The organism is Aquamicrobium zhengzhouense (assembly GCF_016124105.1).
In the GTDB taxonomy this organism is placed as follows: Bacteria; Pseudomonadota; Alphaproteobacteria; order Rhizobiales; family Rhizobiaceae; genus Aerobium; species Aerobium zhengzhouense.
Genome location: NZ_JADGMQ010000022.1, coordinates 39,790 through 54,552 on the forward strand (window position 1 = coordinate 39,790; position 14,763 = coordinate 54,552).

Annotated in this window: 10 protein-coding genes and 1 pseudogene; 9 read left to right on the forward strand and 2 right to left on the reverse strand. The window is 58.9% G+C overall.

Going from position 1 to position 14,763, the window contains the following annotated elements:
• Positions 1-14 precede the first annotated feature (14 nt).
• The 8 genes and pseudogenes from IOD40_RS19110 to IOD40_RS19145 form a co-directional block, all read left to right on the forward strand.
• Positions 15-2,054 carry a hydantoinase/oxoprolinase family protein gene (locus IOD40_RS19110; RefSeq protein ID WP_198478300.1) on the forward strand — a complete coding sequence of 680 codons (2,040 nt, stop codon included), beginning with the start codon at positions 15-17 and terminating at the stop codon, positions 2,052-2,054.
• Positions 2,051-3,718, forward strand: a complete 1,668-nt coding sequence (locus tag IOD40_RS19115; RefSeq protein WP_198478301.1) for a hydantoinase B/oxoprolinase family protein — start codon at positions 2,051-2,053, stop codon at positions 3,716-3,718. Before IOD40_RS19110 ends, IOD40_RS19115 begins: the two co-directional genes overlap by 4 nt.
• 71 nt (positions 3,719-3,789) lie before the next feature.
• Positions 3,790-5,100 (forward strand): aspartate aminotransferase family protein, encoded by a 1,311-nt coding sequence (locus tag IOD40_RS19120; RefSeq protein ID WP_198478302.1) that lies wholly within the window; start codon positions 3,790-3,792, stop codon positions 5,098-5,100.
• Positions 5,101-5,675: 575 nt separating this feature from the next.
• Positions 5,676-7,940 carry a FepA family TonB-dependent siderophore receptor gene (locus IOD40_RS19125; protein ID WP_198478303.1) on the forward strand — a complete coding sequence of 755 codons (2,265 nt, stop codon included), beginning with the start codon at positions 5,676-5,678 and terminating at the stop codon, positions 7,938-7,940.
• A gap of 70 nt (positions 7,941-8,010) precedes the next feature.
• Positions 8,011-9,375 (forward strand): class I SAM-dependent methyltransferase, encoded by a 1,365-nt coding sequence (locus IOD40_RS19130; RefSeq protein ID WP_198478304.1) that lies wholly within the window; start codon positions 8,011-8,013, stop codon positions 9,373-9,375.
• Between the two features lie 353 nt (positions 9,376-9,728).
• Positions 9,729-11,171, forward strand: a complete 1,443-nt coding sequence (locus IOD40_RS19135) for an NAD(P)/FAD-dependent oxidoreductase (RefSeq protein ID WP_233714059.1) — start codon at positions 9,729-9,731, stop codon at positions 11,169-11,171.
• Positions 11,172-11,205: 34 nt separating this feature from the next.
• A complete protein-coding gene (locus IOD40_RS19140; protein ID WP_198478305.1) occupies positions 11,206-11,739 on the forward strand; it encodes a TetR/AcrR family transcriptional regulator in 534 nt (177 codons plus the stop codon).
• Positions 11,740-12,027: 288 nt separating this feature from the next.
• Positions 12,028-12,429 (forward strand): annotated as a pseudogene (locus tag IOD40_RS19145) (integrase core domain-containing protein); the annotation flags it as partial.
• A gap of 45 nt (positions 12,430-12,474) precedes the next feature.
• On the opposite strand, the gene IOD40_RS19150 reads toward IOD40_RS19145, so the two are convergent.
• Positions 12,475-12,696 (reverse strand): hypothetical protein, encoded by a 222-nt coding sequence (locus IOD40_RS19150; protein ID WP_198478306.1) that lies wholly within the window; start codon positions 12,694-12,696, stop codon positions 12,475-12,477.
• A gap of 159 nt (positions 12,697-12,855) precedes the next feature.
• Here IOD40_RS19150 and IOD40_RS19155 point away from each other — a divergent pair, with 159 nt between their 5' ends.
• Positions 12,856-14,169: a metal-dependent hydrolase family protein gene (locus IOD40_RS19155; RefSeq protein WP_198478307.1), complete on the forward strand. Its 1,314-nt coding sequence runs from the start codon at positions 12,856-12,858 to the stop codon at positions 14,167-14,169.
• Between the two features lie 354 nt (positions 14,170-14,523).
• Here IOD40_RS19155 and IOD40_RS19890 read toward each other — a convergent pair.
• On the reverse strand, positions 14,524-14,763 hold a 240-nt coding region (locus IOD40_RS19890; protein WP_210336987.1), incomplete at its 5' end, for a hypothetical protein.

Below are 14,763 nucleotides of genomic sequence, written 5' to 3' on the forward strand. Positions count from 1 at the left end.
AAAAGGAATGACGCATGGCCGTCACGATCGGGGTGGATGTCGGCGGAACCTTCACGGATTTTCTGCTGATTGACACCGAAACGGGCGAGATCCGGACCGGGAAGGTTCCGACGACAGTTGATGACCGCGCGCGCGGATTTCTCGAAGGCATCGCCGGGCTAGGTGTTACGCCGGAAGAAATTCGCTGGCTGGTCCATGGCACAACCGCAGGAACGAACGCCGTCCTGGAACATAAGGGTGCTAAAACCGGCCTGATCACCACTCAGGGCTTTCGGGACGTTCTCGAACTGGGCCGGCGGACCCGACCTTACGCCTACGGACTGTCAGGCACATTTAAGCCACTGATTCCCCGCGACCTGCGGCGCGAGGTCAGCGAGCGAATGGACGCCAAGGGCCGGGTCATTACCCCAGTCGATATCGAAGCCGTCGTCGCACAAGCGAAGGCACTTCTGGATGAGGGCGTTGAATCTCTGGTGATTCAGTTCCTGCATTCATACGTGAACCCTGAGCACGAAATCGCTGCAGCGCGCGCAGTACGCGAAATCTGGCCCAACCCATATGTAGTCGCTTCGCACGAGATCGTGCGCGAAATGCGCGAGTTTGAGCGCGGTTCGACCGCGGCCATCCACGCTTCCATCGCGCCGATCGTTTCCAGCTATATCGACAAGGTCGACAGTGCGCTGAAGGCGCAGGGCTTTGACCACGACCTTCTGATCATGCAAGCCAATGGCGGCATGGCCGCCGCGCCGGTCATCGCCGAACATGCCGTCCACACGATTATGTCGGGTCCGGCCGCCGGTGTGCTCGCCGCCGCCGAGCTTGCAAGCCTTGCAGGCTACGATAACGTCGTCACCGGCGATATGGGCGGCACAAGCTTCGACATCGCTCTAGTGACCAACGGCACCCCCCTGATCACGGCGGAGAAAGAGCTGGCTTATGCCATGCCGATCCGTATCCCGATGATCGACATTTCTACCATTGGTGCAGGCGGCGGCTCGATCGCGCATATCGACAGGGCCGGCATGTTGCGGGTTGGACCGGAGAGCGCCGGATCATATCCCGGGCCGATCGGTTATGGACGCGGCGGCGACCGCGTCACCATCACGGACTGCAACTACATGCTGGGCCGCTTGAACCCCTTTGCGGTAACGGGTTCGTCCGCCGACGCGCCGCTGGCCGAAATTGAAACGGCACTTACCCAACAGATCGGCGATCCACTTGGCCTCGACGCTGTTGCGGCCGCGCAGGCCGTGATCGATGTTGCGGTTGCCGACATGGCTGGCGCAATCCGTCTGATCTCCGTGGAAAAGGGTATCGACCCGCGCGACTTCACCTACATCCCCTATGGCGGTGGTGGACCACTCCATGCTGTCGCAATCGCCCGGATGCTGAACCTGCCGCGCGTGCTGGTACCGCGCTATCCTGGTCTCAACTCGGCACTTGGTTGCGTGTTGGCCGATGTCCGACATGACTTCGTGCAAACGATCAACCTGCCACTCGCGCAGATCCCTGCAGGCCAGGTCGATGAAATCATCGACAGCCAGATCACCTCCGGCAAGGAGTTGCTCGAGCGCGAAAAGGTTGTCGTCAACGAAGTGGTTCTGCAGCACGAGTTCGAGCTGCTTTACCGCGGCCAGTCTCACGTTCTACGCATCCCGGCACCCGAAGGCGCTTTCGACGCCGAGAAGATACGTCTCGCCTTCCGCGAGGCGTTTCTGGCGCGCTTTGCAATCGAATTGCCGACGATGATCCCCGTTCTGGTGAACGTCCGCACGACCATTATCGGCCGTCGCGACCGCATCAGCCTTGCCGATTTCACGCCTAAGGGCGGCAATGCCGACGCGGCCCTCAAGGGCACCCGGCGCGCCTGGTTTGACGGAGCCTGGTGCGAAGCGAAGATCTACGATCGTGAGCTGTTGCCGGTCGGCTTCGTCTTCCATGGCCCTGCGATCGTCGAGCAGTCAGATACCACTCTTATCCTTGATCCGGGCACACGCGGTGAAGTCGACGCGCTCGGCAATATCATCATTACTTTCGAGGAGCGCGCGGCATGAATGCAATTGCGCAAACTTCCACATTGTCCGCCATTGACCCGGTCACGCTGACCGTCGTCGAAAAGGGCTTGCAGCAGGTCTGCACCGAGATGGACCTCGTGCACGAGAAAACCTCGTTTTCTCCGGTCATCTCCGAAGCCTATGACCGCTCGAACGGCATCTACGGAATCCATGACGGGCGCATGATCTCTCAGGGCGAAACCGGCCTGCCGATCTTCCTCGGCGTCATGCAGGAATGCGTCCACTCCGTCATCAAGGAGCGCGCTCAGCACCTGAAACCTGGCGACGTCATTATCGTCAACGACCCTTATCGGGGCGGTACCCATCTGATGGACGTCAAGATGGTGATGCCGTTCTACTACCAGGGCAAGCTATGGTGCTATCTCGCCAATGCCGGCCACTGGCCCGACACCGGAGGTATGGTTCCGGGTGGTTTCTCTACAACTGCGACGGAGATCCATCAGGAAGGGCTTCGCATTCCGCCCGTCAAGATCATGGAAGGCGGAGTAATCGTCCAGGATATCGTGGATTTCGTTCTCGCAAACATCCGGGTCTCGGAAGAGCGCATCGGCGACATCTATGCACAGATCGCAGCCCTGCGGGCGGGTGAGCGCGCACTTACCGCGCTGATCGACCGCTATGGACTAGACGTGGTCAACAATTGCGTTGCCGAAATCGAAGACCGCGCCGAAACGATGATGCGCGCCCACATCGCGGACATTCCGGACGGCGTCTATTCTGCCTCCGCATTCATCGATAGCGATGGCGTAGTCAATGAGCCGCTTGAGGTCGCACTTGATGTTACCGTCAGCGGTACGAACATCACCTTCGACTTTTCGCGCTCGTCCAAGCCCTGCCGAGGTCCCCTCAATTCAGTCTGGGCAACGACCCAGTCAGCGGTGTTCATCGGGATGAAGCACATCTTCCCGAATGTGCCGATGAACGCTGGCTGCTTCGCGCCGCTTAACGTACTCAAGCCGAAAGGCACGTTCCTTTACGCTGAGTATCCGCGCCCCGTAGCTGGCTGTTCCGCCGAAGTGTCGCAGCGGATCATGGAAGCGGTGTTCCTTGCACTGGCCAAGGCCATTCCGGACAAGCTGTTCGCAGCGCCGGCCGGGACATCCGGGAACCTTTCGCTCGGCGGTTTCGACCCAGAAACCGGCGAACACTACATCATGTATTACTTCTCGGGCGGCGGCTATGGCGGCTGGTGGGATGGTGACGGCATTTCAAATGGCTGCTCAACCATCGGAATTTCAAAATCGCAGCCGGTAGAGATTCTCGAACAACGCTATCCGCTATTGTTCGAACGCTACGCTCTTCGCGAGGGTTCAGCCGGTGCCGGCCAGTTCCGGGGCGGCATGGGCGTTGACTATCGCATGCGGCTGCTGCGTGGCGAAGGCACCGCATCCTTCCTGATGGAACATGGCCGCTTCGGCCCTCCCGGAGTTCTGGGTGGTGAAGACGGCCAGCCAAACCGCATCCGCCTCAACATTCAGGGCCGCGAGTTCGAACCCGAGCATCTGTCCAAAGGCGAGAACTTCCGCCTCCAGGAGGGCGACTACATTGAAGTCGGCACACCAGGTGGTGGCGGTTACGGCGCACCCGAAAACCGCGATGCGCAGGCGCGCGTCGCCGATGAACGGCTGGGTTACAACGGCTGACACTGCATGCCGGGGCGCCATGGTGCGCCCTGGTTTTTCCATCGGGCCAATGCAGAATCTGGGAGAAAACCATGAGCAAACTAGAAACTCCGAAATCCGCCGCACTTTATGAACAAGCCAAGAAGGTCATGCCCGGTGGTAATACTCGCCACACCGTGTTTCGCACCCCTCACCAGGTTTACGCGGCACGCGGTGAAGGCTGCCGCATCATCGACATCGACGGCAACAGCCGCATCGACGCGGTCGGCAATTTCACGTCGCTGATTCACGGCTATGGCTGCGAGGCGATCCGGGTGGCGGCGCGCGAACAGCTGGAAAACGGCCTGTGCTTCGGCATGGCGACGCCCGGCGAAGTGCGCCTGTCGGAGATGCTTGCCGAACGCCTGCCCTCGGTGGAGCATGTGCGCTACTGCAACTCCGGCACCGAAGCGGTAATGAATGCGGTCAAGGTGGCGCGTGCCTATACCGGCCGGGCCAAGATCGCCAAATGCGAAGGCGCGTATCACGGCACCTATGACGTAGTGGAAACCAGCCAGGAAGCGCGCCCCGAAAATTGGGGCGAACCGGATGCGCCGCACCCTGTCCCGACTGCCGCCGGAACCCCGCAGGGCGTTCTCGATGATGTCGTGATCATCCCGTTCAACAATGTCGAGCTGGGCGAGAAGATCTTGCGCGCCAAGGGTAACGACCTGGCCGCCGTTCTGGTTGACGTTATGCCGAACCGGGCCGGGCTGGTACCTGCCACGCAGGAGTTCCTCAACATGCTGCGCCGCGTCACCCGTGAGATCGGTGCTCTGCTCATTTTCGACGAGGTGATCACCTTCCGCCTCGGTTATAATGGCGCCCAGGGACGATACGGTATCAACCCCGACATCACCGCCTTGGGCAAAGTAATCGGTGGCGGTTTCCCGATCGGTGCGGTGGCCGGACGCACGGACGTTATGGCGGTTTATGACCCGACAAACGGCTCGCCCCGTGTCCAGCATGGTGGCACTTTCAGTGCGAACCCGATGTCGATGGTTGCTGGCATCGCAGCCCTCGAAGCATTGACGCCGGAAGCATATGAGCATCTTGAAGCCCTGGGAGACCGGTTCCAGAGCGGAATCACCGCTCTGTTCGACGAACTGGGTATCGAGGCGCAGGTAACAGGTCTTGCCTCGCTGCGACGCATCCACCTCAACCGTGCAAAGCTCACGGATTTCCGTTCGACGGTGCTGGCCGGTAGTGATGGCGCAAACAAAGTCGCAGCCTTGTCACGTCTGCTCTTTGATGAAGGCGTCATCATTGCCGCAAACGGCCTACTTTGTTTCTCGACGGCGATGACCTTCGACGACATCGACGAAATCATCGCCGCTTTTGCGCGTGCACTTCCGAAATTGTGATCGCCCCCTGGAAGCCGCTGCGGACTTTGCGGAAGCCCGTGCCCTTAGCTTGATGTTATCGGGACGCGCTTGCGTCGAGCATTGCCTGACTGGAGTTGCCAACATCGGCAACTCCAGTTCCACTGGTTTAATGTTGCGACGCTGGAAAAATGGCATGAGAGCATAGCCGCTTTTCACACGGTCAGGTGCAAAGGGACGCGCCAAGGTCGGTCAGCCACTGAAGCGATCGCGGAGATAGAATCGTACGCGAGGCGCGCAGCGGCATTGGTGCCTGGATCGACCTTTATAATAATCGATGACCACACTCAGTCCTCGCCGGCCGGCCACCAATGAGGTCTATGCTAGGGCGGAAATAGCAGGCCATTCGGCATGCTAGACCTTAGCCAACCTCCCAAGCTGTCTCACCCGCCAGGGTCGCCCCACAGACACCCTATGCAACCTTTTTGAAGAGCAAAACCGGCACATGACACTTGCGATTTCAACCGCAGGCGCTAAAGAGGACTAATTCACTCCACTTTGGCCCAGCCGCTGCCAAGCCAAATGTCCCCATCACTTTTGAAGCCTTTGAGGACGTTATGCGCAGGCACATCACTCCATTCCACACCACCACTGCACTCACGCTCATGATTTCCGCCGGCCTGTTTTCAGGCGCTGCCGCGCAAGAAATGGCGGATGATGGCGCAGAGGTGCTCGTTCTGGACGAAATCACGGTTTTGTCCGCTGAGGACCAGCTCAAGCAGTCGCTTGGGGTGTCGGTAATCACCGCGAAGGATCTCGAGCGCCAGCCTACCGGTCGGGACCTGTCTGAAATGGTGCGCAAAATGCCCGGTGTGAATCTCACCGGTAACACCGATTCAGGACAATACGGTCAAAGCCGCCAGATTGATCTGCGCGGCATGGGGCCGGAGAACACCCTCATCCTGATCGACGGAAAGCCCGTTCTGTCGCGTAACTCACAGCGTATGGGCAAGAGGGGCGAGCGCGACACGCGCGGCGATTCAAGCTGGGTTGCACCGGAGCTGATCGAGAGCATTGAGGTAATCCGCGGCCCGGCAGCCGCACGTTATGGTTCAGGTGCCGCCGGCGGCGTCGTTAACATCATAACCAAAAGACCGGACGTCGCCAGCTATTCGCTGTCCACCTATCTGGAAGTGCCGGAGTCGAGCAAGGAAGGCGGCACCCGCCGCGCAACCGCAATGGCATCCGGACCAATCAACGACGCGGTGTCCTACCGCTTCAACGTGAGTGGCAGCTGGACAGATCCCGATAGCATCGACATCAACCAAGCAGCCGCGGAAGCGGCAGATGGCACCCCTGGTGCAGACGTCCGCGCCGGGCGTGAGGGTGTGCGCAGCTACAACATCGGAGCACTTGTAAGCGCTGCGATCGACGAAGCGAACCGCCTCGACTTTGAGGCGTCCTGGAGCCGTCAGATGAACAGCTTCGTCGGAGGTGTTCTTAGCGGCAGCATCGGTAATCCGAGCGACATCGTGGCGGACCTGATGAACTCCGAGGCAACAACAAGTCGTCTCGACCGCATGACCCTCTCAGCGACGCACATTGGCACCTACGATTTCGGTGAATCCAACAGCTACATCCAGTGGGAGCGCACACGGAACCGCCGCCCGTCCGAAGGGCTCGTCCGCGGCGATGAAGGTATTTTCACTTCGCTCGATGACTATCGCACCTCTCAGCTAGACAATCTGACGGCAAAGACAGAGTGGGTTCTGCCGCTCAATTTTCTGGTCGATCAGAAACTGACACTGGGCGCGGAATATCGTGGTGAGTTCCTGCGTGCACCGATCAGCGGCGACGCGATGTCCTCCGGTGAGTACAACAACATCGAGACGCATACGCTCGGCATCTTCCTCGAAAACAACATGCTGATCACCGACAAGCTGACGGTCACTCCGGGCTTGCGCGCCGACTATCACAGCGAATACGGGCTCAATGCCAGCCCGAGCCTCAACGCGTCTTACAATTTGACTGACGAGATCACGCTCAAGGCCGGTATTGCCCGCGCGTTCAAGTCACCCAATCTCTACCAGTTGAGCCCTGATTGGCTGTGGAACAGCATGGGCAATGGCTGCCCCGCATGGCTGCCTTCAAACTGCGTCCTGCGTGGCAATCCCAACCTTGATCCCGAAATCTCGGTCAACAAGGAAATCGGTATTGCCTACCAGAACGATCTCGGCTGGGCGGCGAGCGTCACCTATTTCCACAACGACTACAAGAACAAGATCATATCCGGCGAGGTCTTCTCCGGATATACGGCAAGCGGTCAGAAGATCTTCGACTGGGAGAACTCCGGGCCTGCAACAGTCTCCGGTTTCGAAGGAAGCGTGACTGTTCCTGTTCTCGAAAATCTGACCTGGACGACGAACTTCACCAAGATCCTGAAGTCGGAGCGCGAAATCATGCGCCGCGACCTCAATGGAAACAACTCAATCGGCAAGACGCAGCTTTCCCTCGTGCCTGACTACACGATCAACACCTCGGTTCGGTGGGAGGCGATCGAAGGGTTGGGCCTGACAGTCGGCGCCACGCATTATGGGAAGACCGAGGCCGCGATCGTCAATGCGCGCGGCATCGAGATCGCTCCGGAAAATCGTATCTCTCGCGATGCCTATACGCTGGTCAATGTCAGCGCGGACTATGAAGTCAACGACAATGTAAGCTTTGCCGCCGGTATAAATAATCTCTTCGATAAGAAGGTTCACGCTACTGGCGGCGCAGTCCTGAATGAGTCTGCCAACGGCTCCGGTGTCAATGCGTCCAACGCCAATACGTATAACGAACCCGGTCGTACGTACTGGCTCTCGCTGACCGCAAAATTCTAACTCGAAGTTTGGTGGCCTCCTGCGCCTGCGGGGGAGGGGAGGCCACCAGCACACGCAGGATACTTTCGCGATGGATGTTGAGCGGGACTACATCACAGAGGTCGCCTATCCGCCGCAATTTCATCGCGAACACGCACCAGTCTGGCTGGATGCAGTTCTCGCTGCTCTCGGCACGAAGGTCCCGGAAGATACAAGCCGAGTATATTGCGAGATCGGCTGCGGCTCCACCTTTGGCCTTCTATTGCTGGCCGCCACCAACCCTTCCATGACTTTCCATGGAATAGACATTAATCCCGAGCACATTGCAGACGCACAATCCGCAGCGTCCGACGCGAAGCTGGAAAATGTAACTTTCCACTGCATGGATTTGCGCGACGTCAGGAATTTCCCGTCATGTGACTACATCATTGCACGCGGAATATACTCTTGGGTGGCACCGCCGGTTCGATCTGCAATATTGGACTTCATCTCGCGGTATCTTTCCACAACAGGCGTGGCACTGATCCACTATATGGCACTGCCCGGTGCAGCGGACATGGTGCCGATTCAACGCCTCTATCGATCCCTGTTCGAAAAGTCCGGCCATGCGCACCTTGCTGCGATTGATGCGGGCCGACAAATCCTCAGTGGGCTGCGCGAAGGAAGAGCGGGCTTTTTCGAAACTCATCCGGTGGCGCGTCTCAAAACCCTACAAGAGCAGCACGACGCAGCCGGTCATACGATCCATGATTATCTCAACGATCACTATGAACCGTTTCTCGCAGCGGATGTCATCGAGTCTCTGGAGCAAAGGGGGCTCGCTTTTGCCGGAAGCGCCACGCCGTTTGAGAATATCGATGATTTCGCGGTCCCGTCTTCCATGCGCAGTCTGGTTAATTCGCAATCGACGATCTCTATGCGCGAGGCGGTAAAAGACTTCGCGTCCAACCAGTTCTCCCGCCTTGATCTCTACACGCGCACGACACGCCGTCTTTCTCCGGAAGAGCACACGGCTGCACTCCGCAGGCTGAAAGTGCGCGCTGTATCCGTTCTACCTGATAGTGCAGGCGTGAAATTTGACACTCCCATCGGCCCCGTTGAAGGCTCGGCGCAGATATTTGGGCCCGTGCTCGAGCGCCTGCGCGCCAACGGCGTGGTGACTTTCAGGGAGCTGGAGACGATACCACCTTATCGCGGCCAACCAGGCCTGATCAATCAGGTCCTCCACTCGCTGGTCGGGTCAGGCGCGGTCCATCCCGTGCCCGATGTAGCGGTGGCTGAAGATGCCGCGAAAAGATTAAACGCGTTGCTCCTCGAAAAATACAGATGCGGAGGGCTAATCCCCGCACTCGCATCGCCTCAAATAGGCTCCGGTATCCGCACCGGCACAGAAGACCTGGACCTCCTGGCGCAAGGGATCAAGCCCTCCGAGCCACTGGCAAGTCTCCTGCCGTGATATCCCTGCGACACCTCACAGAGCCTGCCAGTCGGCTATCTCGTCGATCTTTCTGTCCCGGACCAATAAGTGGTCAAGCTGGCCTGTCTCTGCGGCTTTCGAATTGCCCCTGCTGATCCGGACGCACAAATTGTCAAAGCACATCCCACCTAACGCAAGTCCCCGATTTCGTACGCATATGAGGTTCAGCCAGTGACCCGGATGCGACCTCGCGCAGCCACCATACCTCACAATAGGGTTGATTAAAGACTGACCAGTCTGATATTCGTGCAGCCGATTTAGCTGCATGAACAGCGGCACGCATTGCCAGTCAATTCTCCGGTGAAGATGGCTGGCCATAGAAGAGGTATTCGATGGCTATTTCCAGACGTAGCTTCCTTGTCGGAGCGGGCAGCGGCGCAGCGGGTGTCGCGATTGGTGCGGGCCTGGGCATTGGTGCCATGTCCGGATCGGGCTGGCGCATCAATTCCTCCGTCCCGCGCGCCATGCCGGTTCAAACGCTTTCCGAATTGCCCGCCGAAGCCGACGTCGTCGTTATCGGAGCTGGCATTGCGGGCATTTCAACCGCCCTTTTCCTCAACGAGAAAGGGCTCAGCACGGTTGTACTTGAAAAGGGCGTCGTGGCGGGCGAGCAGTCCAGCCGTGCCTTCGGATGGGTCTATTCCAATGGCTGGGACCTTGGAAAGCTGGAGCTCACGAACCAGTCGAAGACGATCTGGCAGAGCTTCTCAGAACGTTTTGGCGAAGACATCGGCTATCGCCAGTCCGGCAATTTCACCCTGATCGGTTCCGACGATGAGGTGGAGATGCATCGGGAATGGCTGAAAGCCGCGCTGGAAATACAGCCCCAGATGGATTCCAGGGTCGTCATGGGATCGGAACTCGACGCGCTCATCCCGGGTGCCAGCGAGAAGTTCCCCGCCGCGCTCTACCAGCCCAGTGACGGCACGGCAGAACCCGACTATTCCGTGTCACGGATCGCCCAGGGGGCAATCCGCGAAGGGGTCAAAATCGTTGCGCCCTGTGCGGCCCGCTCAATCGAGCGCGAAGCCGGTAAGATTGCAGGTGTGCATACCGAGAAGGGGTACATCAAGGCGCGGTACGTCGTCATCGCAGGTGGAGCCTGGAGCTCGCTGTTCGCCGGGAATATGGGCGTTCGTGTACCGCAGCTGACGCTCTCCTCCTCAATGCAGCGCTTGAGCCGTATTGATGGCGCTCTGCCTGGCGCAGGCTACGGACCGGACTTTACGTGGCGAATGCAAGCAAACGGCGAGACTTCGGTCGGCGTCGGCACAAGCGCATCGCCGATTACCAAGGACAGCTTCCGCTTCCTGTTCGATTTCTGGCCGACGCTCGGCTATTCGGGGGATCTGGTCAAAGTTCGCCTGAGCAAGGACTTCTTCGAGTCGCTGCGCATGAAGTCGAGCTGGAGCCCCGACGAAGTGACGCCCTTCGAAGAGGTGCGCATGCTTTCAGGAGCCGTCGATCGGTACGAGAACGACACGGCTCTAGCCAACCTCCGACGCGCATTCCCGCAGTTTGAAAAGGCGGTGGTCAAGGAAGAATGGGCCGGCATTATTGATGCTACGCCGGATTCCACCCAGTTCGTCACCGACATACCGGACGTTCCCGGTCTCTTCCTGATCACCGGCTTCTCCGGTAATGGCCTGACAACCGGCCCGGCCTCAGGCCAAATGATCGCGGAAATGATTGCAGGTGAGGAAACGACGTGCGACCCTTCAATCTATCGTTTCAATCGCTTTACTGACGGTTCCGAATTCGTCTTCCGTTACTGAGGGCGGCGTAACCGGGGCAACAACATGACGTGAGATGGCCAGACCAAAGAGGATCGACAAGAGCGAAATATTGAAGGCTGCCGAGGCTCTGATCACGGAGACCGGCGGCCTCCATTTCACAATGGACCTCGTGGCCGCAAGGGCAGGCATCAGCAAGGGTGGCTTGACCTATAGCTATCCCACCAAGGATGCGCTGATTGAGGACATGTTGCGCCGGGAGCTGCAGCGCTTCGTTTCCCATCGTGAGTCTGAAACAACTGGTGTTGCGCCTCGGGATAAAATGGAGGCACATATCAAGGTTTCGGCTGAGCAAAAGGCGGTCTACCTCACGCGCGCGGCGCATTTGATGGCGGCTTTATCCAGCCACCCCGACCATCGCAAGCAGGTGCAGGCATTTTATCGTGAAGCCTTCGAGCTTGCCGATCCGACTACCGAAGAAGGCAGGAGGGCACGTACCGCCTTCCTCTCGATCGAAGGACTTTTTCTTCTGCGCGGGCTCGGCCTCATGGAGGTCAGCGACCAGGAATGGGACGATGTATTTGCCGATGCGCTCAAGCATCTGAACTAGGGCTCGGCTTCTGCGGTTACCGAGAGTTCAAGATCGTGCCAGCGCCGTCTTCAACTCCAGTCCAGCACAACCGCAGCGCCATGATAAAAAAGGTTCCGTCGCAAACTTTTCGTCAAGATCGCGTAGGGCATGAAAGCTGCTCCGTTTGACGTGCTCGCATTAAATCGGACCGTTTTAGCTGGAATTTTCCAACTATGATCCCTCGATGGGAAAAGGAGAGTTCCGATGAAGGGATCGAAGTTTTCGGAAGCGCAGATCGCATTTGTTTTGAAGCAAGCAGAGGACGGTACTGCCCATTCGGGCTTTGTGCTCGACGCCCAAGACCAGGCGCTTCATGATCGGCATCCCGTCCACCGTGGCGGACTGGTTCACCATTCCGACCGCGGGGATCGCAATATGTGTCCTTTCACTATTCCGAACGGCTGGCGGAAGCGGGCATCGAGCCGTCTGTCGGATGTGTTTGCGACTCCTACGACAACGCTCTCGCTGAAACGATCAACGGTCTTTACAAGGCCGAGGTCATCCATCGGCGGACCGTGGCGAAATTTCGAAGCCGTGGAGTTCACCACTTTGGAATGGGTCGACTGGTTTAACCACCGACGCCTCCTGGAGCCTACCGGCAACATAACGCCAGCCAAGGCAGAAAAGCGCAACTATGCCATGCTGGACGCGCCAGCCATGGCCGCATAACTTAGACCAACGGTCTCCGGCAAAGCCGGCGGGGTTCAGGCTCGGCTAGTCTCCCTTTGGTTGTCGGTTCTGATCAATGTCAAGCACCGGCCGCATCATGTTTTCCACGCTGACGAAGGGCACAAGGCTGATCGGGTCGAGCGGCGGAAATAGCTCCATGGAAACATTGACCATGAATGCTCGGGCCGGAATCATATCAGACCTTGTCCCGGAAAATCGGGGATTGATGGCAAGGGCCAAAGCTGGAGGCGCGCGGTAGGCCGGCATGGCCGCGCCCGATTATGTAGCTGTGGCTCGGCCTCTTAAAGCGTGCTAGTCTTGACTGGTTGGGGGCACCACAAGCTTGATAAGCGTTCTGCTTTCCAAGTCCAGTTGCGGCGGTCTGATATGACTAACCTCCTTTCTCGTAGGTCGATTCTAGTCTCGATGGGCTGCGCAGTCGCTGCGCCGTCTTTCGCCTTCGCTCAGCCGGCGACGCCTCGATCGCTGTTGCTTTCCAATGTGCGCATCTTCGACGGCGTCAATGACCAGTTGCGTGACGGCCATGTTCTCGTCTTCGGCGACAAAATAGAGGAAATCTCCAGCAGCCCTATTCAGCCTCCCGCCGGAACTGAGACGATCGATGGCGGCGCACGGGTATTAATGCCCGGCTTGACCGACGCGCATTGGCATATGGTATTCGCTCCCAACACACTGGCCAACATGGAAGCGTCCGACACCGGCCTGATGTACGCGAATGCTGTCGCGGAGGCGGAACGCACGCTGATGCGCGGCTTCACCACGATCCGCGATGTCGGCGGTCCGACATTCGGCCTGAAACAGGCCATCGACAGCGGAGCGGTCCCCGGCCCCCGAGTCTATCCCTCTGGCGCGCTCATCTCGCAGACCGCAGGACATGGGGACTTTGCGCCCGCGTATGCGCAGCCGCGGTCGCTGGGCAGCGAACCGTCGCGTTTCGAGCAGATTGGCGCGTTCGTCATTGCCGACGGTGTCCCCGACGTCATGGCGGCGGTGCGCGCGCAACTCAAACGCGGTGCCAGCCAGATCAAGCTGGCTCTGGGCGGCGGGGTCATTTCAGACTCCGACCCCATTGACACGCTGCAGTACACGCCGGAAGAAATCCGCGCCGCCGTCCAGGTGGCAAGCGACTGGGGCACCTATGTCGCGACACATGTCTACACCGTCGCCGGCATCCACCGCGCCATCGACGCCGGCGTTCGCTCGATCGAGCATGGCCACATGGTCGACGAACAGACCCTCAAACTGATGGCGGAGCAGGACGTCTGGCTAAGTCTTCAACCCTTCGAGGCGGGCGACAATCCCCTGACCCCCGAACAGATCCAGAAGGCCGAACCGACCAGCCATTGGGACCGGGTCGCCGAATGGGCTAAGGCGCAGAGTACCAAAGTGGCGTTTGGAACCGACCTTCTGTTCCAGCCGGACGGGACCGGGGCTCAGCCCAAATTGCTCTCGCGCTTTGCCAGGGTTTTCGGCAACAGTGGTGCGCTACGGATTGCCACGTCGGGCAATTGCGACTTGTTCGCTTTGAGCGGCGAGCGCAATCCCTATAAAGGCGCGAAGCTCGGCGTGCTGGAACGCGGTGCCTGGGCTGACATGCTGCTGGTCAACGGCGACCCTACGCAGGACATCGATCTGCTGACGGACTATGAGCGCAATCTCGCCGTCATCATCAAAGGTGGCGAGATCTTCAAGAACACGCTTCCCGATCTCGCGAAGTAGCGCTTTTGGCAGAGGCGATCGGCGCCAGTACAGCCACGCGATCACGTCCCTGCCTTCGATTCCGACGAACAGACGCGAGGTTCTGGATCTTGGATAGCGACGCTCGGAGCGTGCAAAGCGCTACTGGCGAAGCCAGCTTTGGAACCAGTGTCTTCGGGTGGCGATGTCATTTCTGGATGGCGCCCGCGCGGCAATGTGATCTGGATGATCGTTGAGCGTTGCGGGTCGGATACAGTATGCTGTCACGTCTCCGGCCTGTTGGTGCGGCACAATACGGCCGCAGCCCCCTGACGTTGTCCGCCTGAGCCGATCCCCATTCCTATGTCGCTGTCACATCATACCACCATCACTCCGCTAACTGTTTTGCCCGATGGGCACTGCCGTGATCAGGCAGGCCCGTGACCTCAGAGCTGTTGCTGGCTGATGACAAGCCTGAACGCCGATCGCTTCAAGGAATTCCTTCGACCAACTGTAATACAGGCTCGCGCCGAAGATCTGAGGTGGACCCGTCTGCTGAGACAGTTTGGCGGCTTGGCTAAGGTGGATCAGGTTGGTTTTTACGCCGCCAGTTGCTCCATCATTTCTGCGGTAGCA

What these genes read in the sequence shown, in the direction of transcription:
- IOD40_RS19110 (WP_198478300.1), top strand. Translation starts at nt 15, where the DNA reads ATGGCCGTCACGATCGGGGTGGATGTCGGCGGAACCTTCACGGATTTT.
- IOD40_RS19115 (WP_198478301.1), top strand. Translation starts at nt 2,051, where the DNA reads ATGAATGCAATTGCGCAAACTTCCACATTGTCCGCCATTGACCCGGTC.
- IOD40_RS19120 (WP_198478302.1), top strand. Translation starts at nt 3,790, where the DNA reads ATGAGCAAACTAGAAACTCCGAAATCCGCCGCACTTTATGAACAAGCC.
- IOD40_RS19125 (WP_198478303.1), top strand. Translation starts at nt 5,676, where the DNA reads ATGCGCAGGCACATCACTCCATTCCACACCACCACTGCACTCACGCTC.
- IOD40_RS19130 (WP_198478304.1), top strand. Translation starts at nt 8,011, where the DNA reads ATGGATGTTGAGCGGGACTACATCACAGAGGTCGCCTATCCGCCGCAA.
- IOD40_RS19135 (WP_233714059.1), top strand. Translation starts at nt 9,729, where the DNA reads ATGGCTATTTCCAGACGTAGCTTCCTTGTCGGAGCGGGCAGCGGCGCA.
- IOD40_RS19140 (WP_198478305.1), top strand. Translation starts at nt 11,206, where the DNA reads ATGGCCAGACCAAAGAGGATCGACAAGAGCGAAATATTGAAGGCTGCC.
- IOD40_RS19150 (WP_198478306.1), bottom strand. Translation starts at nt 12,696, where the DNA reads ATGCCGGCCTACCGCGCGCCTCCAGCTTTGGCCCTTGCCATCAATCCC.
- IOD40_RS19155 (WP_198478307.1), top strand. Translation starts at nt 12,856, where the DNA reads ATGGGCTGCGCAGTCGCTGCGCCGTCTTTCGCCTTCGCTCAGCCGGCG.